Origin of the sequence: uncultured Sphingopyxis sp. (assembly GCF_900078365.1) — a bacterium.
Lineage (GTDB): Bacteria > Pseudomonadota > Alphaproteobacteria > Sphingomonadales > Sphingomonadaceae > Sphingopyxis.
Window position 1 is genome coordinate 3518974 of sequence record NZ_LT598653.1, and the last position, 20507, is coordinate 3539480.

A 20507-nucleotide genomic window follows, 5' to 3' on the forward strand; every position below is an offset into this window, starting at 1 on the left:
CAGGACACCCGTCGCCGCACGCTCTCTCTCCTTTCAAACGGCGGCGGCGGGGTCCTCACGGGGTTCCTCCTGCGAACCACTGGCCGGGACACGGGTCCCGGCCTCTTTTTATACTGTGGCCGCGAGGCAACAGCTTCCGGCCAATTTTTGCGCCTCCCGCGTTTCGTGCAACTTTTGGTCCGCAGGCGCACTCCTCTGCCAGGCTGGTCGAAGAACCGGCTTACAGGAGGAGAAAAAAGGATGCTTATACGGTCCCACATGCTGGGCGGCCTGTCGCTGCTCGCGCTCGCCGCGACCGCCCCCGCGGCGGCGCAGGACGCGCCATCGGGCAGCTATGACGGCAACGAGATCATCGTCACCGCGACCAAGCGCGACGCGAGCCTTCAGGACGTTCCCTTTTCGATCAACGCCCAGACCGAGCAGGCGATCGAGCGCGCCAACGCGAGCACGATCGAGGATCTGTCGCGCAACGTCGCGGGCCTGACCGTCCAGAATCTCGGGCCCGGACAGAGCCAGGTGTCGGTGCGCGGCGTTTCGGCAGGCCAGATCGCGCGCGACCAGCCGGGCGTCAAGGAACAGGTCGGCGTCTATCTCGACGAATCGGTCATCTCGCTCTCGCTCTTCACGCCCGACCTCGACCTGTTCGATCTGAACCGCGTCGAGACGCTGCGCGGACCGCAGGGCACGCTCTTCGGCTCGGGATCGGTCGGCGGCACGCTGCGCTATATCACCAACCAGCCGACCACCGACCGCGTCGAGGGCAAGGTCGAGGGCAATGTGAACCTCGTCGATGGCGACGATTTCGGCGGTCATTTGAAGGGCGCGATCAACCTGCCCTTGAGCTCCAATCTCGCGATGCGCGCGGTCGGCTATTACACGCGCTATGGCGGCTTCATCAACGCGCTGCGCGAAGGCGGCGGCGAGAGCGAGGATGTCAACGACGGCGAGCGCTATGGCGGGCGCGTGTCGCTCCGCTGGGAACCCGCCGAGAATCTCTCGATCACCCCGCGCTTCCTCTATCAGAAGGTCACGACCGACGGTTTCAACCGGCAGGAAGTCTATAACCTCTACGCCAACCAGTTCACGACGACCCGCCCGCAGGTGAGCTTCGAGGAGCGCCAGCAATATCTGCTGCTCGACGAGGCGTTCGAGGACGAGGTCAAGCTGTTCGACCTCACGATGAACTATGCCGGCGACGTCATCGGCGTGACCTCGGTCACGACCTATACCGACCGCGACATTCTCGTCAGCCGCGACGCGAGCGCGCTCACCGGCAGCGTATCGGCCGACCTCGGCTTCCCCGACGCGGGCATCCTGCTCCCGTCGAACCTCGTCGACACCACCGGGGTCAAGCAGTTCACGCAGGAAGTGCGCGTCAATTCGGCGGGCAGCGGCCCCTTCCAGTGGCTGATCGGCGGCTATTACGCGAATGTGAAGCGCGACTATACGCAGCGCCTACCGACACCGGGCTACGATGCCGTCACCGATGCGACGCTCGGCGACGGAACCTCTGCGGCAGTGGCGAACGGCTTCGGCCCCAATTCGCCCTACAATGCCGACATCCCCTATGACCTGTCGCAAATCGCGATCTTCGGCGAGGTCAGCTATGATTTCACCGAGCGTCTCACCGCGACGGTCGGCGGCCGCTATTACGCCTTCGACGAAACGCGGCGTTTCGTATCGGGCGGGCTGTTCACGAACGGCGATAATGACCGCGACAAGACCTCATCGACCGGTTTTTCGCCGCGCCTGCTCTTGAGCTACGACGTCGCCGACGGCATCACGCTCAACGCGCAGGCGTCGAAGGGCTTCCGCCTCGGCGGCGTCAACGATCCCTTGAACCTGCCGCTCTGCGACGGCGGCGTGCCGAACGGCCCCGATGCCGAGACCTTCGGCGGGCGGCCGCGCTACGACGACGAAACGCTGTGGAACTATGAGGGCGGGGTGAAGGCCCAGTTCGGCGGCATCACCTTCAACGCCGCGGGCTTTTATACCAAGATCAACAATCTGCAGGTCACCGCCGATGCCGGAAGCTGTTCGTCACGCATCGTGTTCAACGCCGACGCGCACACGATGGGGCTCGAATTCGAGCTATCGGCGAGCCCCTTCACCGGGTTCGATCTCGGTCTGTCGGGAAGCTATGTCGAGGCCGAGTTCGACTCGACGCTGACCCGCCCCGACGGCACGGTGATCGAGGGCATCCGCAACGGCAACCGCCTGCCCTCGGTGCCGAAGTTCCAGATGGCGGCGAACGCGACCTACAGCTTTCCGATCGACCCGTCGTCGGACACCAACGCCTTCGTCACCGCCTCCTTCCAGCATGTCGGCAGCCGCTATACGCAGCCGGGCGATCAGGAGAACAACCCGCGGACCTTCGTCCACGGCTTCACCTTCGGCGGCGCGCCGGTCGGCTCGGCGACGACGCTCGACCTCAAGCTTCCCGATTATCAGCTGGTCAATCTCGGCGCCGGAATCGAGTTCCCGAACGAGCTCGAAGTCTCGGTCTATGTGAACAATCTGTTCGACGAGAATGCGCTGCTCGCCTTCGACCGCGAGCGCGGCGGGCGGGCGCGGCTCGGCTTCGCGACGAACCAGCCGCGCACCTTCGGCGTTACGGTGCGAAAGGGGTTCTGAGGAGCGGGAAGGGGCCGGGTGCGCTGTGCTCCCGCCCCTTTTTCGCCCTGAAATGCTGCATGAAATTTGTGCAGCATGGCCGCAATTTTTGCCTTTCCAACATGACATTAATATGGCATTCATTGGGTCAACAGTTTCAGGAGGGGAGAGCCTGAAAGGCTGGGCCGGGACGCAAGTCCCGGCCCTCTTTTTTTGTGCGCAACAGGGTTTCCGTCAGAAATCGGCGGTTTTCAGGGGTTTTTGCGCTTGTAGCGCAGCACGGCAAAGCTGCGCCAGCTGCCGTCCTCTTCCAGCACCGAATCGCTGACGACGAGCCCTCCATCCGCATCGAGGACATAGGTCGAGCGGCCGATCTCGACATCGGCGGCGCCCCAATGCGTCCACCATTTCGCCGCATTCGCTCCGCCCGCGATGGCGCGCGTCCGGCCAGTGCTGTCGATCCATTTCCCGCGCAGCCGCCCCTTCGCATCGAAGCGACAGCTCGCCGCGGCGGAGTAGGCGAAAGGCGGCGTTCCTGCCACGCTCAGCCGATAGGTCAGCGTCGTCGCGCCATCCTCTCGCCCGGGGCGATCTCGAGCGTCGCGATCGCCTCCTTGCCGAACGCCTCGCCCTCGCCGGCCCAGCTTCCGTGCCAGGCGGTCAGCGCCGGTGCTTCGGCGGCGGGCGCCGCGGACGCAAAGAGCGCCGCAGCCATCCACCCGAACGGCGTCATGGCGCCATTTCGGACTGCGAGAACATGAAGGCATTGCCATCGGGATCGTAGAAGGTGAGCAGTTTCACCAGCCCCGGGATATGCTGGATGCCGCCGTCCTGCCTTACGCCTTCGGCATCGAGGTGCGCCTTGGCTTCCTCGATGTCGGCGACCTCGAAGACATTGGTCGCACCGCCGCCCTGTCCCACGCTCTCCACCTCGCTCAGCCCGATATGGACCCCCGCCATCGGGGTCTTGAGCTCGCACCAGCCGATCTCGTCGGCGCGATAAAGCAGTTCGCACAGCATCACCCGCTCGTACCAGGCGATCGCCGCGGTCATGTCCTTCACCCCCATCGAACAGGTGAGTTCGGATCCGATCTGCAACGCCATGCGATGTCTCCCTCTTCACGAAGCGATCCGCCGCAACGAAGAATCGCCCGCGCCATATCGCTTGCCTCGATAGTCTGGTTTGTATAGTTAGTTGCAAATGCCGTCAACCATGCCCGATCCGCTGCTCGTTCAGCTTGGCGCCCATCGCTGGCTGATACCGCTGCTTGCCGATCTGGCGGCGCACAAGGGCGCGCGCTTCGTCGAGCTGATCCACCGGCTCGGCCTCGCGCGCGACAGTTGCGCGCGTACGCTCGAGTCCGCGCAGGCGATCGGCTGGGTGCGGCGCAACCCTGGTCACGGCCACCCGCTCCGCCCCGAATATATCCTGACCCAAGAGGGCGCGGCCGCCGCCGCGCGCGCCGCGACGATCGCGGAAGCGCAGAGCGCGCTCGGCCTGCCCCCCGGCGCCGCGACGCGCTGGGGCCTGCCGCTCGTGGCCGGCATCGGCGCGGGGCACGACCGCTTCAACGCGCTCGCGCGCCTGCTCGCCCCCGCAACGCCGCGCGCGCTGTCGCAGGGACTGAGCGCACTCAGCAAGCATGGGCTGGTATCGCGCGAGCTGCTCGATATGCGCCCGCCGGCGAGCCGCTATGGTCTGACGGGACGAGGGCGGACGCTGGCGGAGGCCTGTCTTTTGGGATCGAGACCCTAAGCCCGGTCGATCGCCCCAGCATCGAGCAGCGGCGCCGCGTCCATGTCGCCCGCGCCGAGCAAATCGGCCAGGCGCTCGGCACCCGCCAGCAGCATCGCCTGTTCCCATGCGGGGAGCGCGGCAAAGCGGTCCGCGAATATTTCCTGCAGCATGTCGGGCGCCTCGGCGAGGCAGCGGCGCCCTTTCGCGGTCGCCTCCAGCAGCACGCGGCGCTTGTCCTGATCGCTTCGCGACCGCGACGCGAGATCGAGGGCGACCAGGCGATCGACGATCGCCGTGATCGTCGCGTGGCTGAACTGCAGCCGCCGCGCGATCAGGCCCGGGGTCACCGCCTCGCCCGCGTCGATCTCGCGCAGCACCAGCAATTGCGACGGCGTCAGCCCCGTTGCCACGGCAAGCCGGCGGGTGCCGCCGTCGGTCGCGCGCAGGACGCGCCGCAAGGCCTTCAACGTCGCATTCGCAATCTCGGACTCCATGCCATCCTGTTAGCCGTCCGTCCCGTGCGCGCCAACGCATTATCCCTGCCGCCGCCCGTGACACGGCAATGTCGTATATTTCGATATATGAAATAAAATTGGGGCGGCGGGTTGAACGATCGGCCTCAATCCTTATATTTTGCGCGAATCATGGCCCTTCCAGGCCACCAAAATCCGAAATTTATTTCAGGAGATGAAAGATACTAGATCGGCAAAAAGACGAAGAGTCATTGCCTCCAGGGAAAGATTTTGACGCGATTCCGGCCACAGATGCCGATGTGCGGTTCCGCCGACCCATCGCGGCGGACGGCCCCGCCGTCACCGCCTTGATTGCGGCGTGCCCGCCGCTCGATCGCAATTCCCGCTATTGCAACCTGCTCCAGTGCGAACATTTCGCCGACCATTGCGTCATCGCCGAGAAGGCGGGACGGATCGTCGGCTGGGTGTCGGGCTATCGCCCGCCATCGGATCCAACGGCGTTTTTCGTGTGGCAGGTCGCCGTCTCCAGCGAGGGACGCGGAAAGCAACTTGCGAGCCGCATGATCGCGGAGCTGCTCACGAGGCCGGCACAAGACGGCGTGACCCACATGATCACCACGATCACCGCCGACAATCAGGCGTCATGGGGGCTGTTCCGCGGCCTTGCCCGCAAATGGGACGCCGAACTGGAACGCAGCGCGCTGTTCGAGCGCGAAACCCATTTCGCGGGCGCCCACGCCACCGAATATCTGGCCCGGATCGGGCCGGTCGACCGCACGAAGATAGACGCAGAACAGGGATAGACACATGATTACGACACCCCAGCCGTCCGGCGCGATTCCGGACCGGACGATCTATGAGCGCCGCGAATCCGCGGTGCGCAGCTATTCCCGCTCGATGCCGCGCCAGTTCGGCCGCGCCGAAGGCGTGTGGATGCACGACGATCAGGGCGGGCGTTACCTCGACTTCCTCTCGGGCTGTTCGACGCTCAACTATGGGCACAACCACCCGATCCTGAAGCAGGCGCTGCTCGATTATGTCGCCGCCGACGGCATCGCGCACGGGCTCGACCTCCACACCGATGCCAAGCAGGATTTCCTCGCGACCTTCGAGGACCTGATCCTGAAGCCGCGCGGGCTCGACCATCGCGTGATGTTCACCGGACCGACGGGCACGAACGCGGTCGAGGCCGCGATCAAGCTCGCGCGCAAGGTCACGGGCCGCGAAATGGTGATCGCCTTCACCAACGGTTTCCACGGCATGACATTGGGCGCGCTCGCCTGCACCGGCAACGCCGCCAAGCGCGGCGGCGCGGGCGTGCCGCTGTCGCACGTCGCACATGAGCCCTATGACGGCTATTACGGCCCCGACGTCGACACCGCCGACCTGCTCGAACAACGGCTCGCCGACCCGTCGAGCGGACTCGATGCCCCCGCGGCGATCCTGGTCGAGACGGTGCAGGGCGAGGGCGGACTCAACGCCGCGTCGCCCGAATGGCTGCGCCGGATCGCGGAGATCGCCAAGGCGCACGGCGCGCTGCTGATCGTCGACGACATTCAGGCCGGCTGCGGCCGCACCGGCAGCTTCTTCAGCTTCGAGGATATGGGCTTCACGCCCGACATCATCACGCTCGCGAAATCGCTGTCGGGCATGGGTCTGCCCTTTGCGCTGACCCTGCTGCGCCCCGAACTCGACCGATGGTCGCCGGGCGAGCACAACGGCACCTTCCGCGGCAACAACCACGCCTTCGTCACCGCGACCGCCGCACTCCGCCATTTCTGGAGCGGCGGCGACTTCCAGCGCGACGTCGAACGGCGCGGCGCGCTGCTCGAAACCCGGATCGCCCGCATCGCCGCCGAGCATGGCTTCGAGGTGCGCGGCCGCGGCATGATGCGCGGCGTCAATGTCGGATCGGGCGAACTGGCCGCGGCGGTGACCGCCGCCTGCTTCGACGCCGGCCTCATCATCGAAACGAGCGGCGCGCACGACGAGGTGATCAAGGTGCTGGCACCGCTCGTGATCGACGACGCGGTCCTCGGCACCGGGCTCGACATCCTCGAAACCAAGATCCGCGAAGCGATGGCCGCCGATTACGCCGTCGCCGCCGAATAGTCACAGGAGATATTCACATGATCGTTCGCAACCTCACTGACATCCGCAAATCCGACCGCAACGTCCGCTCGGATGGCTGGGCGAGCGCCCGCATGCTGCTCAAGGACGACGGCATGGGCTTTTCCTTCCACATCACCACGATGTTCGCGGGCACCGAGCTCAAGATGCACTATCAGAATCATCTGGAAGCGGTCTTCGTGCTCAAGGGCACCGGCACCATCGAAGATCTGGGAACGGGTGAAATCCACCGGCTGGAACCCGGCGTGATGTACGCGCTCAACGAGCATGACCGGCACATCGTGCGGCCCGAAACCGACATTTTGACCGCCTGCGCCTTCAACCCGCCGGTGACCGGCAAGGAAGTCCACGACGAAACGGGCGCCTATCCGGCCGACGCCGATCTCGTCGCCGCCGACTGACCACCACAAACCAGAAAGGGAGACGTCCGATGCAAGACCTCTACCCCTCGCGCCACGCACCCGAGGCCGAAATGCGGCCGCGGCAGGACCCCGTCGTCCATAGCGAATGGACGGGTGACGCACCGATCAGCCCGGCCCAGGCCGCGCAGTTCGACCGCGACGGCTATATCGTCCTCGAAGACATCTTCGCGGCCGGCGAAGTCGCCTTCCTGCAAAAGGCAGCGGGCGCGCTGCTCGCCGACCCCGCTGCGCTCGACGCCGAGACGATCGTCACCGAGCCGCAAAGCCGCGAAATCCGATCGATCTTCGAGATTCACGCGCAGAGCCCGGTGATGGCGCGCCTCGCCGCCGACGCGCGGCTCGCCGACGTCGCGCGCTTCCTGCTCGGCGACGAGGTCTATATCCACCAGTCGCGGCTCAATTATAAACCCGGCTTCAAGGGCAAGGAGTTCTATTGGCATAGCGACTTCGAGACCTGGCATGTCGAGGATGGCATGCCGCGGATGCGCGCGCTGTCGATGTCGGTGCTGCTCGCCGAAAATACCCCGCACAACGGGCCGCTGATGGTCATCCCGGGGTCGCACCGCACCTATCTCACCTGCGTCGGCGAAACCCCCGACGATCATTATCTGAGTTCGCTCAAGAAACAGGAATATGGCGTCCCCGACGAGGAAAGCCTCGCCGAACTCGCGCACCGGCACGGAATCGTCGCGCCGACGGGCAAGCCGGGAACCGTGATCCTGTTCGACTGCAATTTGATGCACGGGTCGAACGGCAACATCACCCCCTTCCCGCGCGCCAACGCCTTTCTCGTCTATAATGCGGTCAGCAACCGGCTGGGAGCGCCGTTCGGCGTGGACAAGCCGCGTCCCTGGTTCCTCGCGCATCGCGGCGAGCCCGAACCGCTGGCGGTCGAACGCGGCCCGCTCGCCGAGGCGGTGGCAGCATGACCGGGCATAGCGTTGAGAAAATCGGCGGCACGTCGATGGCCGCGACCGCGACCCTGTTCGACAATGTGCTGATCGCGGGCCGCTCGGGCGCCGATCTCTACAACCGCATCTTCGTCGTTTCGGCCTATGCCGGGATGACCGACCTGCTGCTCGAGAACAAGAAGAGCGGCGCGCCGGGCGTCTACGGCCGCTTCGTCGCCGACGACGAGGCGGACGGCTGGCGCGAAGCGATGGAGGATGTCCGCCGCGCGATGCACGAACGCAACGCCGGCATGTTCGCCCGGCCCGAAAGCCGCGAACAAGCCGACGCCTTCGTCGATGCACGCATCGCCGCCGTCGCGGCGTGCCTCGAAGACCTCGCGCGCCTGCGCGCCCATGGCCGCTTCTGCGTCAAGGAACAGCTGATGACGGTGCGCGAATTGCTCGCCGGGATCGGCGAGGCGCACAGCGCGCACAGCACCGCGCTGCTGCTGCGCGACCGCGACGTGAACGCCCAATTCGTCGACCTGACATTGTGGGACCAGGATGATCTACGCAGTCTCGACGCACGGATCGGCGACGCCTTCGCGGCGATCGACCTGACCGCCACCCTGCCGATCGTCACCGGCTATGCGGGTTGCGAAGGCGGCATGGTGCGGCGCTATGCGCGCGGCTATACCGAAATGACCTTCTCGCGGCTCGCGGTCGTCACCGGCGCGCGCGAGGCGATCATCCACAAGGAATTTCACCTGTCGAGCGCCGACCCGAAGCTGGTCGGCGAGGACAAGGCGCGCAAGATCGGCCGCACCAATTACGACGTCGCCGACCAGCTCGCGAACCTCGGCATGGAGGCGATCCATCCCGGCGCCGGGCGCGGCCTGCGCCAGACCGACATTCCGCTGCGCGTGCGCAACAGCTTCGACCGCGAGGACGAGGGGACGCTGGTGACCGGCGACTATGTCTCCGACGTGCCGCGCGTCGAGATCGTCACCGGCATCCGCCAGATGCAGGCGCTGACCTTTTTCGAGCAGGATATGGTCGGGGTGAAGGGCTATGACGCCGCGATCCTCGACGCGCTGACGCGCCACCGGCTGTGGATCGTGAGCAAATCGTCGAACGCCAACACGATCACCCATTATCTGTCGGCGAGCGCCGACGCGGTGAAGGGCGTGATCGCCGATTTGCAGAAACATTATCCCGAGGCCGCCATCTCGGCGCAGCCGGTGGCGATGGTCGCGGCGATCGGCAGCGACATCTCGCGCCCCGGGCTCGTCCCCGACGCGCTGCGCGCGCTCGATGCGGCCGGAATTGGCATGATCGCGATGCAGCACCAGATCCGCAACGTCGACGTCCAGTTCATCGTCGAAAGCCGCGATTTCGACGCGGCGGTGCGCGCGCTGCACAAGGCGCTGGTCGAGGATATGGACGCCAGCGCGGAGGGCCGGCGCGCCGCCTGACGCGGCGGCCGGGCGCGGCCGATGTTCGCAATCATCCTGCCCGTGCGGAGCCTGCTCGTCGCGATTTTCGTGATGATGGCGGGCAGCGGCTTCCTGTCGACGCTGATCGGCCTCCGGCTCGAACGCGCGGGCAGCGGGACGATGGTGATCGGCCTCGTCGCGACCGCCTATTTCGCCGGGCTCGTCGCCGGCGCGCTGCGCGCGGGCGAGGTCGTGCGCCGCGTCGGCCATATCCGCGCCTTCGCCGCCTTCGTCGCGCTGCTCTCGGCGAGCACGCTCACCTATGCGCTGTTTCAGCATCCCGCGCTGTGGGCGGCGCTGCGCCTCGTCGACGGGCTGTGCGTCGCGGGGGTCTTCATCTGCGTCGAAAGCTGGCTCAATGACCGTTCCGAACCGGCGACGCGCGGCACGGTGCTCGCCTGCTATATGGTCGCGCTCTATTCGGGGCAGGCGCTCGGCCAGCTTATCTTGCGGTCGGGCAACACGGCGCCGCAGATCCCGTTCGAACTCGCCTCGATCCTGATCACGCTCGCGATCATCCCCGTCTGCCTGACCCGCGCAACCGCGCCGCTGCTCGAGGATGCCGCCTCGCTGCCGCTCAAGCGCCTGTTCGAAGCCTCACCGCTCGGGGTCGCGGGCGCGGGGATCACCGGCCTCTTGCTCGGCGCCTTCTATGGCCTTGCCGCGATTTACGCGCGCCGGATCGGCCTGAGCCTCGCCGACACCGCGACCTTCATGATGACCGTGATCCTCGGCGGGGTCGCGCTGCAATGGCCGCTCGGCCGCCTGTCGGACCGCTACGACCGGCGCCGCGTCATCATCGCCTGCTTCGCCGCGACCCTCGCCGTCAGCCTCGCGCTCGCCATGGCGCCGGCCGGAGTCCTGCTGCTCGGCCTTGGCACGCTGTTCGGCGGCCTCAGCTTCGCGCTCTACCCGCTCTGCGTCGCCTTCGCGAACGACCGCCTGCTGCCCTCGGAGCGCGTCACCGCGAGCGGGCAGCTCGTCCTCCTCTATTCGGCCGGCGCGGCGCTCGGCCCGCTCGGCGCCGCCGTCGCAATGACGCTGGCGGGTGCGGGCGGACTCTTTTTCTTCATCGCGCTCGCGGCGGCGGCAATGCTCGGCTTCGGGCTGTGGCGCCTCGCGACCAGCGATCCGGTGCCCGGCGCGGCACAGCAGGATTTCCAGATCCTGCCGCGCACGACACCCGTCGCCGCGCTCCTCGACCCCGCCGGCCCCGAACCGTCAACCGAATCCCATCCGCAAACAGGTGACCCATGGAAGAGCCCGTAACGATCCACGCCCCGGGGCACCCGCCCCCCTTTCGCGAACCCTCGCCGCTGCACCGCGCGGTCGGTGCCTCGGCGCTCGGCAATGCGGTCGAATGGTTCGACTATGGCATCTATGCCTATGGCGTGACCTATATCTCCGCCGCACTCTTCCCCGGCGATACCGAGGAAGCGGTGCTGTTCGCGCTCGCGACCTTCGCCATCTCCTTCCTCGTCCGGCCGCTCGGCGGGCTGTTCTGGGGACCGCTCGGCGACCGCATCGGACGCAAGTCGGTGCTCGCGATGACGATCCTGCTCATGGCGGGCGCGACCTTCGCGGTCGGGCTGATCCCTTCCTATGCGAGCATCGGCTTCTGGGCGCCGACGCTGCTGATCATCCTCCGGATGCTTCAGGGCTTTTCGACCGGCGGCGAATATGGCGGCGCGGCGACCTTCATGGCCGAATATGCCCCCGACGACCGGCGCGGCTTCTACGGCAGCTTCCTCGAATTCGGCACGCTCGCGGGCTTTTCCTTCGGCGCCGCGCTGATGCTCGGCTATTCGCTGCACCTTGGCGATGAAGCGATGCACGAATGGGGCTGGCGCATCCCCTTTCTGATCGCGGGCCCGATCGGCCTCATCGGCATGTATGTGCGTTCGAAGATGGAAGACACGCCGATCTTTCGCGAGGAAATGGCGTCGGCCGAACGGCGCGAGCCGCCCGGCGTCGCGATATTGCTGCGCGATCACTGGCGCCCGCTGCTCGTCGTCGGCGGGCTCGTCGTCGCGCTCAACGTCGTCAACTATTCGCTGCTCAGCTACATGCCCACCTATCTCCAGCGGCGGATCGGCCTGTCGAACGAAGAGGCGCTGCTCGTGCCGATCATCGGCATGGTCTTCATGATGCTCTTCCTGCCCTTCGCGGGCGCGCTGTCCGACCGCGTCGGCCGCCGCGCGATGTGGCGCTGGTCGCTGGTCGGGCTGCTGCTCGCCGTCGTGCCGCTCTACATGCTGATCGGGACGGGGTTCGCCGGCGCGCTGATCGGCTTCATGGCGCTCGGTCTGCTCTATGTGCCGCAGCTTGCGACGATCTCGGCGACCTTCCCCGCGATGTTCCCGACCGCCGTGCGCTTCGCGGGTTTCGCGATCGCCTATAATGTCTCGACCTCGATCTTCGGCGGCACCGCGCCAATGATCGGCAGCGGCCTCATCACGCTGACCGGCGACCCGCTCATGCCTGCCTATTACATGATGCTTGCCTGCCTCGTCGGCCTCGCCGCGCTGCGCTACATGCCCGAAACGGCCGGCCGTTCACTGCGCGACGATCCGTTCGAGCGCACGCCCGGGCAGGTCGCCGGATAGGAGCGGCGCACGGATGGCGCCACCATAGGTCTCGCTTGGCCGCTCGCCTGCGGATCAATCTCCGGTCGCGATCAGGGTGAAGGGCGCCCATGCGGCGGGGTGCGCCCAGTCGCTGGTCCAGCCTTCGACCGCCGATCCATCTTCGCGCTTCCCCGTACGGATCGCGCGCATGGCGGATTGTAGCGCCCGTGCTTTTCCCGCGCCGGGATTTCGCTTTGCGCTGCGAAGTGTTTCGACCGTGAGCGCCGCGGTGACCTTGTCGTCGACCCGCCATCGGCTCGCGAGCAGCGCATCGGCGCCGGCATAAAGGAAAGAGCGGGCAAGCGCCGACAGCGCCTGGCCGCCACCGGCGCCCTGGGTCGTGCCCGTGTTGCACGCCGACAGGATGATCCACTCGGCCGCGAGGTCGAGCTCGGCCGCCTCGGCGGCGGTCAGGATGCCGTCGTCGGCGGTGGTCGCGCGCTCCGGCGGGGTGAAGATCAAGCCGGGCTCGGCGAAGCCTTCGATCTCGCCGGGCAGGACTCCGTGCGTCGCGAAGGCGACGATCCGCGCGTCGCGCAAGCGGCCGTCCGTGCGGACCGCCGCCTCGGTCGCGTCGCGGCCGAGATGGATCGACGCCGTATCCGCGCCCAATATGCGCGCCATCGCGTTCAACTCGACCTCGGTTCCGGGGAGCGAGCGGAGCGCGCGCAGCCGCGCGGGATCGGCGAGCGCGGGGCCGGCCGCACCGGCCTGCGGCGACAGGTCCGCGTTCACGGCGCGCTTGCCGCCGACTTCGGCGAGCGCGGGCGCGCCATAGCCGATGAAGGGAAGCGTGCCGCGCTTTGCCGGTTGCTGCCGGCCGATCCGCAGCGATTCGACCGACGGCAGGTTGACGATCGCGAACCGGTCGCCGAGCCACGGGGTCGCTGCGAGCGCCGTGCCGGTGTCTTCGCCCTGGGGTTCGGCGGTGATGAAGGCCGCGAAGGGAAGATCGGCGAGCGGTCCCGAGGTCGTCACATAGAGCGTCTTCACATCCCCGAGCAGATCCTCGTGCGGCTGGACGAGGAAGCGATAGAGGTCCCAGGCATAGCGGCGCTCGAACAGCGGCGACGCCGTCCATATCCCCGAACAGGTTTGCGGGTCGACCTCGCAGCGGAACGCTTCGATCGTCCCGCGCAGATAGGATTGCAGCCGCGGCACCGCATTCCAACCGGCGCCCTGGGGCGTGACGACGAAGGTGAAATCATAAAGCTCGCCCTCGGTGACGAGCAGCAGCGCCTCGCCGGGACGCAGGCGGCGGCGCACCTCGTCCTCGCTCAGCGACTGCGGGACCGCGAGCCGCGCATAGTCGGGATGGGCGCGGCGCAACCGCGCCTCTACTCCGGCGAGTTCGCGGCCGAGCGTGCCGATCCGGTCCTTCGCATCGGCCGCCGCGCCGGGCGCGCCGATCATCGCGGCGCCGAGGGTGCGGTTAAGATCGCGGATTTCCGAAGCAATATCCTGCTGGCGGCGCACCAGCCGGGCAAGCGGCGTGTCGCCGAGCGCCTCGCGCGCGACGATTCCGGCGAGCGCGCGGGTCGCGGCACTCGACGCCGAATCCTGCGCGATGCGGAAGGATTCGGCGCGCAGCGCGTCTTCCTTGCTGCGGACGACCGTCGCATGGTTGGCGTTGAGGGTCAGCGCAAGCGCGAAGACTCCCGCGCCCGGGCGGCCGGACCAGTCGTCGTCGCTGATTGCGGCGGCGACCGCGCGCTCTCCCGCGGTGGCTCCCGATACATCGGCCGCCGACAGAACGCGCGTCCGCTCGTCGCGTGCGCGCGCAACCGCGCTGCGTATCAGCGCGACATATTCTTCCGATTCGGGCGCCTTCCGCGCGAGCGAACGCGCAAGCGCCATCGATGCGATCGCGACATAGGGATGGCCGGGATCGAGCGTGTCGGTCGCGAACGCCAGCGCGCGGCGCTGATAGGCGATCGCCTCATCATGCTTGCCCTGCTTGGTCAGGATCGCGCCCATCCGCCCGAGGTCGCCGATGCTCTCCTCGCGGTTGCGTTCGGGCAGTGCCGATCGCAGCGCGATGACGCGCGCCTGCAGCGCGCTCGCCTCGTCATATTTTCCGCCCCTGGTCAGCAGGCCGACGAGATTCCCGAGCGAGCGGAGCGTGTCGGGATTGCCGGGCCCGAGGTGGCGCTCGCGGATCGCGATCGCCTGACGCAACCGCACTTCGGCTTCGAGCGCCTTGTCCTGCCGGTCGAGGTTGTTCGACAACAGCGCGAGCGTGCGAGCGGTTTCGAGGCTGCCGCGCCCCTTGGTGCGGACAAGGATGTCGAGGTTGCGGCGATAGATCGCCTCGGCGCCCGCGACATCGCCCATCTCCTCGAGGTTCAGCGCAAAGCCGTTATACTCCTCGACGACGAAGGGATCCTCGTCGCCGAGCGCCGCCTTGCCATGATCGATCGCCTTCTGCAGCGCCGCCGAGGCTTCGGCGCGGCGGCGCTGCCCGGCGAGTATTTCGCCGAGCGTGCCCCATGCCGCCGACAGCGATCGGCCTTCCCCGTCCAGCGGCTCCACCAGCTCGATCGCATGGCGGGCGTGGCTCTCGGCGGCGCCATACCGGCCGCGCGCCGACAGCACGAGCGCGAGGCGCCGCAGCGCCGCCGAACGGGCCTTGGCGTCGCCCAGCCGTTCGCGGATGGCGACGGCATCGCGCATCAGCGTTTCGGCCGTGTCGGCGCGCCCCGTGAGGTAGAGGATGTTGGCGAGCAGTTCCTTGTCGGTCGCCGCCGCGGCAGGGCCGGCGTCTGCCGCGCGCCGCGCCATGCGCGCACGGACCGCGGCCTCCGCCCTGACGAATATGCCGCGGTCGATGAGCCGACGGATTTCCTCGTCGCTGTCGGCGGACAACGCAGCGTCAGCATGCGCCGGCGGGGCGGTGCCGGCCGCCGGGCGCATTTCGGCCTCGCGGCGAAGCATCGCTGCAAGCTGATAGAGCGAGGCGCGCGTATCGGCATGGTCGCGGCCGAGCGTTCGCGCCTGTATCGCATAAGCCTCTTCGGCGGTCGTCGAGGCTTCGTCGATCTCGCCCTGCCGCGCCAGATAAAGCGAGAGGAGATAGAGTTCCTTGGCGGTTTCCGGGCTGTCGGGCGCCGTCGTTTCGGCGGCCGCCGCGACCTTGCGTCGCTGTGCCGCCGTGCGCTCGCGATAGGCCGACAGCGCCGTTTCGGCATCGGCGCGCAGCAATTGCAGCGCCGCCACCACCGCATCGCCTTCTCCGGGCATCGCGCGGCCAGCCGCGATCCCCCGATCATAGGCGATGATCGCCTCCGGCAGGCGATCACGAGCTTCGAGGATGCGTCCCAGATTGCCCCATGCGGCAATCAGCCGGTCGTCGGCCGGCCCCGGGGCGGCGAGCAGGTCGATGGCGCGGCCCGCCGCCGCTTCGGCTTCGGCATGGTCGCGGCGCTCGAGGAGGATGGACGCCAGGCGGTTGAGGCTGCGGCCGGTCGCCCGGTCGTCGCCGAGCCGCTCGCGCGTCCGCACCGCCGCGCGGATCAAGGGCTCGGCCTCCCCGGCGCGCTTGGTCATGAGGAGCACGAACGCCAGCGTTTCGGCGTCGCCCGCGGCGGCGGCCGAGTCCGTCGTACCCGCCGCCTCATGCGCCTTCAGCCGGCCGCGCAGGATCGTTTCGGCCTCGGGATATTTGCGGGCTGCGACCAGTGCCTGGATCGCGGCGCCGTCCGCCGGCGCAGCGACCTGCGCCCGAAGCGCACCGGCCTGCACCGTCATCGCGATGCAGGCCAGCCAGCAAAGGCAGTGGACGACGCGAAGCAAGCGATTCCCCCAATTTGACCGCCGATCGATCGGGAAGGTTCGTTGGGCTGGAACAGTCCGACGCCGAATTGGTTCCCGGCCGCCCCCCCCTCCTTGTGGTGACGGAGGGTTGAAAAGGCGGACATATTGGATTCGGGCGGCGGCCGAAACCGCACCGCGCAATTGACAACGAAGGACAATCCGGTCACGAGCTGAAGCATGGCTCAGGGAGGAAAGCGCTCGACAAGCATTGATGTCGCCAGGCTGGCTCAAGTGTCGCCGAAAAGCGTGTCGCGCGTCTTCAACAACGAACCGCATATCTCGCCCGCATTGCGCAAAAAAGTGCTCCGCGCGGCCAAGGAACTCAACTACCATCCCAATGTTCTTGCGCAGGGCCTTGTCCGGCGGCAATCCTATCTCATCGGTCTGATCTATGAAAAGCCGAGCCCGAGCTATGTGGTCGAACTGCAGCGGGGCGCGCTCGAACGATTGCATGGCGGACGCTACCGCCTGATCGTGCTGCCGGTCGAATCGGTCATGGACCGCCCCCGCGAAGTGGTGAGCCTCGTACGATCCGCGGCACTGGACGGCGTGATCCTCGCACCACCGGCATCCGACCACCCCGAGATTCTCGACGGACTGATGAACGCGCACATTCCTTTCGCCCGGATTGCGCCCCAGTCGCGCCTCGACGTCGGCCTGTCGACGGCGATGGATGACATCGCCGCGGCGCGCGAGATCGCTGCTCATGTCATCGGGCTCGGACACCGGACGATCGCGATCATCATGGGCGATCCGGCCCACGCGGCCAGCGGCCAGCGCCTGATCGGCTATCGCCAGGCGTTCGACGCCAAGGGGCTGTCGCAGCGGCCCGAACTTATCGAAACCGGCGATTTCAGCTTTGAATCGGGCTATGAAGCGACCAAGCGACTGCTGTCGCGCAAGCTGCGGCCAACCGCCATATTGGCGCAGAATGACGACATGGCGGTGGGCGCCATGTCCGCGGCGCGCGAACTGGGTTTCGACGTTCCCGCCGATCTCACGGTCGTCGGCTTCGACGATTCGGAGATCGCCCGCGTGGTGTGGCCGCGCCTCACGACGATCCGCCAACCTGTCATGGAAATGGCGAAGACCGCGACCGACATGCTGCTTCGCGAACTCGCGGGCGAGGATCCGGGAACGATGGTCATCCATGCGCATGCGTTCGTCGACCGGTTGACCATGCTGCCCGAGCTGGGCCGCACCGCCGCCGAGCTCGTCCTAGCCGAAGAGCGGGTTTGCGCACCATCGAGCATGGTTCGACGGGCCTCGCGCAAAAAGGAGCAGCGGCCCTTCAAGAGAAGAGCCGCTGCCATGTTTCGGGGGATGCCGAAATCAGAAGTTGAATTTCACCCCGCCGTAGATCCGCCGCGAACCCGATTCATAGCGGAAGGGCAGTTCGGGAAACTGCAGATAGACGCTGGTGTCGGCCTTGGTGATGTTGATCGCTTCGGCGAAGACCTCGAAATTGTCGGTGATCTTGTAACTGATCTGGCCGTCGAGCTGACCATAGGATTTTTGGTAGATGCCAAGCGTTCTTGTCGTCGTCCCGTCGGCGAAGCCGAAGTTCCCGAGATATTGCTTCGAGCGCCAGCTGTACGAAGCGCGTGCGGCAAACCCATATTTCTCGAAGTAGATTTGCCCGTTCGCCGAATGCTTCGACACGCCCGGCAGGGGAAGATTGTCGCTGAAGTCGGTGCTGAAATCGGTGCTGGTGTCCGAGAAAGTATAGTTGGCCGTAAAGCCCAGGCCGAAGTCGAAGGCATATTGCGCGGCGAGTTCGAACCCTTTCACCCGGCCGCCCGATCCATTCGCAGGCTGCGATACGGGCCCGAGCCGACCGCCGGCCTGATCGTTCACGAACACGGCGACGGTTTCGTTGACGATGAAACTGTCGACCTCCTTCCAGAACAAGCCGGCGGAGAGCAGTCCCTGATTTCCGAAATAATGCTCGAAACCGAGGTCGAATTGATAGGCGCGGAACGGATCGAGTTCGGCGTTGCCGCGGCTGCCATTGGTGAATTTGAACAGATCGTCCGCGGGGTCGCGGGTAAATTGGGTAGCGAAACCCTGCCCGAGCGAAACCAGCGGCTGGCGGGCAACGACGCGGGCGGCCGAGAAGCGGACCTTGTCGCCTTCGCTGAGGTCGAAGACGGCATTCACGCTCGGCAGGAAGTCGGTGTAGCGCCGAACGACCCGGTCGGTGGTGAAATCGCGCAGCACCCCGTTCCAGCTGTCGGTTCCCCAATAGCTGGGATCGGCGCTGGCCGGCTGGTTCTGATCGACCGTCAGGCTGGTGTTGACGACGCGAAGCCCGACATTGACATGATAGGGATCGTCGAGCCCGCCTAGGTCGGCCATGACATAGCCCGACTTCGTCTCCTCCTTGACCCGATAGGTCTGCAGGGGGTCGGCGAAGAAGCTGAACGGCGTGTCGGGATAGAGCGACTGGATCCATTGCAGGGCATTGGTCATCTGTGACCGGTCGGCCACGAGGACGGTGTCGCCCGCGACATGGCCGCCGCCGGCAAAATTGTCGATCGTCTCGACCCGCTCGGGATTGCTCGTCAAAGTCTGATAGGGGGTGATCAAGGCCGGCGAGTTGCCGAAACGGGTGCATCCGGCAAAGGCCGCGGGCTTGTTCGCTTCGGGCAGATCGCAAATCTTGTAGCCGATCGCCCCGTCCTGAAAATAACCATAGGGCGTCCAGTTGTACGAGAAGCCGGGCACGCGCTCGGCTTCGGGGATCGCGGTCGCGTCGAGCTCGCCCTTGCCGCTGTAATCGGCGAGATAGCGGCCCGAGGTGAAATCGACCGTGCGCTGACCATAGCGAAAACCCGCGCTCAGCGTGATCGTGTTCGTGTCGCTGTCATCGACGTCATAGCCGAAGTCGGCGCGGATCGAATGTCCCTTGATGTCGGACCGGTCGCCAAAGGCCCAATGCGATTTGAAGAAGCCGTAGGCCGGATTGCTGAACAGGTCCTGCGGGCTGCCCGGCGCGATGCCGAAGCTGGGAAAATCACCGTTCTTATATGTGAAATCGAAGGTCGCCGGCGCCGCCGGATTGGGAATGAACCCCGGCTGCGGCCCCGACGTGCCGGGACCGCGGACGCCATAGGCAGTGAAGCGCACGTCGTTGTTCGCCACCTCGCGGCCCATCTTGGACGAGGAATAATCGGCCATGATCGACGCGCGGAAGTTGGTGTCATTGTCCCAGTCGATTCCGAACTGGAGATTGTCCGACTTGATCTTCGAGACGTCGACGAACGAAATGACCTCGGCCGACTGCGCGCGCACGGTCCCATCGGTCAGGACGCCGTTTTCGTTGATATTGTAACTGCCCACCAGCCCCTGCGATTCGCCCTGCCCGAAGGGGAATTTCACCGACGCCTCGCGCGTGTCGATCTTCAGGTCCGAATGGAAATATTGCGCGCTGACCTCGAGTTCGTCGGTCGGCTTGAAATTGACCCCGAGCGACGCGCCCCACCGCCGGCGATATTGGTCGCGGTCGGTGATATAGCGATATTCGGGCGCATAATAGTTGGTCGGCACGGTCGCGGTGTCGCGGCGCCCCTCGGCAAAGGCCCAGTTGCCGCGGTTGTCGCCACCCAGGACATTGACGTGATTGTTCGTCTGTTCGTAGCTGAACGATGCGATGATCCCGAGCCGGTCGTTGAAATTATAGCCGAGCACCGCCGCGCCGGCGGGTTCCCAGCCGCCGATTTCGCTGCCCTTGCTCATCTTGAAATTGCCGGCAACCGTCAGGCCGTCCCGCAAGTCCAGCGGGTTGCGGGTCTTGAGGTTGACGATGCCGCCCAAACCGCCTTCGAGAAGCGAGGCATTGGGCGACTTGAAAACCTCGATGCCGCCGATCAGTTCGGACGGAACGCCTTCGAGGCTGTCGTTGCGGTTATAATTGCCCTCGCCGACCTTATAGACTTCGAGCCCGCTGACGAAAAGTTCGCCGTTCAGCAGCGTCACATTCTGCTCGAGGCCGCGAATGCGGACCTTCGACCCCTGCCCATTTTCGCGGTCGATCTGAATTCCGGGGAGGCGTTGCAGCGATTCGGCCACATTCTGGTCGGGGAATTTCCCGATGTCCTCGGCCGTCACCGATTCGATGATCAGGTTGGAATCGCGCTTGGCATTCAGCGCATTTTCCAGCGACGCGCGAAAGCCGGTCACGACGATTTCGGCTTCCGCGCCGTCGCCGGCCGCCGGTTCGGATTGCGCAGACGCCGGCGATGCGGCCAATCCCATCGCCAAGACCGATGCCGCCGCAAACAACATCCTCCGATGGCGCAAAGT

15 protein-coding genes and 1 pseudogene are annotated in these 20507 nt (G+C 66.3%); 10 read left to right on the forward strand and 6 right to left on the reverse strand.

Annotation, left to right across the window (positions count from 1 at the left end; genetic code table 11):
- Positions 1–240 precede the first annotated feature (240 nt).
- The gene (locus tag QZL87_RS16410; protein WP_295321474.1) at positions 241–2634 is read left to right on the forward strand and encodes a TonB-dependent receptor; all 2394 of its coding nucleotides are present in this window, start codon (positions 241–243) and stop codon (positions 2632–2634) included.
- A gap of 230 nt (positions 2635–2864) precedes the next feature.
- Here the strand turns inward: QZL87_RS16410 and QZL87_RS16415 are convergent, their stop codons facing one another.
- The 3 genes from QZL87_RS16415 to QZL87_RS16425 are packed head-to-tail and all read right to left on the reverse strand — an operon-like array spanning position 2865 to position 3717.
- The gene (locus tag QZL87_RS16415) at positions 2865–3155 is read right to left on the reverse strand and encodes a hypothetical protein (protein ID WP_295321475.1); all 291 of its coding nucleotides are present in this window, start codon (positions 3153–3155) and stop codon (positions 2865–2867) included.
- Between the two features lie 14 nt (positions 3156–3169).
- Positions 3170–3328, reverse strand: a complete 159-nt coding sequence (locus tag QZL87_RS16420; protein ID WP_295321476.1) for a hypothetical protein — start codon at positions 3326–3328, stop codon at positions 3170–3172.
- 14 nt (positions 3329–3342) lie between these two features.
- A complete protein-coding gene (locus QZL87_RS16425) occupies positions 3343–3717 on the reverse strand; it encodes a VOC family protein (protein WP_295321477.1) in 375 nt (124 codons plus the stop codon).
- A gap of 109 nt (positions 3718–3826) precedes the next feature.
- On the opposite strand from QZL87_RS16425, the gene QZL87_RS16430 reads away from it, so the two are divergent.
- Positions 3827–4369, forward strand: coding sequence for a winged helix-turn-helix transcriptional regulator (locus tag QZL87_RS16430; RefSeq protein ID WP_295321478.1), 543 nt, complete (start codon positions 3827–3829; stop codon positions 4367–4369).
- On the opposite strand, the gene QZL87_RS16435 is transcribed toward QZL87_RS16430, so the two are convergent.
- Entirely contained in the window at positions 4366–4845 is a 480-nt protein-coding gene (locus QZL87_RS16435; RefSeq protein WP_295321479.1) for a MarR family transcriptional regulator, read from the reverse strand. The genes QZL87_RS16430 and QZL87_RS16435 overlap by 4 nt on opposite strands.
- A gap of 278 nt (positions 4846–5123) precedes the next feature.
- Between QZL87_RS16435 and ectA the strand changes: the two genes are divergently transcribed.
- From ectA to QZL87_RS16470, 7 genes are read left to right on the forward strand one after another with little or no spacing between them, the layout of a single operon-like run.
- Positions 5124–5627 (forward strand): diaminobutyrate acetyltransferase, encoded by a 504-nt coding sequence (gene ectA / locus QZL87_RS16440; RefSeq protein ID WP_295321480.1) that lies wholly within the window; start codon positions 5124–5126, stop codon positions 5625–5627.
- A gap of 4 nt (positions 5628–5631) precedes the next feature.
- Complete coding sequence (ectB, locus tag QZL87_RS16445; protein WP_295321481.1) at positions 5632–6936, forward strand: diaminobutyrate--2-oxoglutarate transaminase; 1305 nt, start codon at positions 5632–5634, stop codon at positions 6934–6936.
- Between the two features lie 17 nt (positions 6937–6953).
- Entirely contained in the window at positions 6954–7355 is a 402-nt protein-coding gene (locus tag QZL87_RS16450) for an ectoine synthase (RefSeq protein ID WP_295321482.1), read from the forward strand.
- Between the two features lie 29 nt (positions 7356–7384).
- A complete protein-coding gene (gene thpD / locus QZL87_RS16455; protein WP_295321483.1) occupies positions 7385–8305 on the forward strand; it encodes an ectoine hydroxylase in 921 nt (306 codons plus the stop codon).
- Positions 8302–9741 (forward strand): aspartate kinase, encoded by a 1440-nt coding sequence (locus tag QZL87_RS16460; protein WP_295321484.1) that lies wholly within the window; start codon positions 8302–8304, stop codon positions 9739–9741. Before thpD ends, QZL87_RS16460 begins: the two co-directional genes overlap by 4 nt.
- Positions 9742–9762: 21 nt before the next feature.
- On the forward strand, positions 9763–11031 hold the full coding sequence (locus QZL87_RS16465) for an MFS transporter (RefSeq protein WP_295321485.1): 1269 nt from the start codon (positions 9763–9765) through the stop codon (positions 11029–11031).
- The gene (locus QZL87_RS16470) at positions 11016–12368 is read left to right on the forward strand and encodes an MFS transporter (protein ID WP_295321486.1); all 1353 of its coding nucleotides are present in this window, start codon (positions 11016–11018) and stop codon (positions 12366–12368) included. The genes QZL87_RS16465 and QZL87_RS16470 overlap by 16 nt, the downstream gene beginning before the upstream one ends.
- A gap of 54 nt (positions 12369–12422) precedes the next feature.
- On the opposite strand, the gene QZL87_RS16475 is transcribed toward QZL87_RS16470, so the two are convergent.
- Positions 12423–16181 (reverse strand): CHAT domain-containing protein, encoded by a 3759-nt coding sequence (locus QZL87_RS16475; RefSeq protein ID WP_295321487.1) that lies wholly within the window; start codon positions 16179–16181, stop codon positions 12423–12425.
- Positions 16182–16379: 198 nt separating this feature from the next.
- On the opposite strand from QZL87_RS16475, the pseudogene QZL87_RS16480 reads away from it, so the two are divergent.
- A pseudogene (locus QZL87_RS16480) lies at positions 16380–17321 on the forward strand (LacI family DNA-binding transcriptional regulator); the annotation flags it as partial.
- A gap of 213 nt (positions 17322–17534) precedes the next feature.
- Here QZL87_RS16480 and QZL87_RS16485 read toward each other — a convergent pair.
- Positions 17535–20453: a TonB-dependent receptor gene (locus tag QZL87_RS16485; protein WP_295321488.1), complete on the reverse strand. Its 2919-nt coding sequence runs from the start codon at positions 20451–20453 to the stop codon at positions 17535–17537.
- Between the last annotated feature and the right edge of the window lie 54 nt (positions 20454–20507).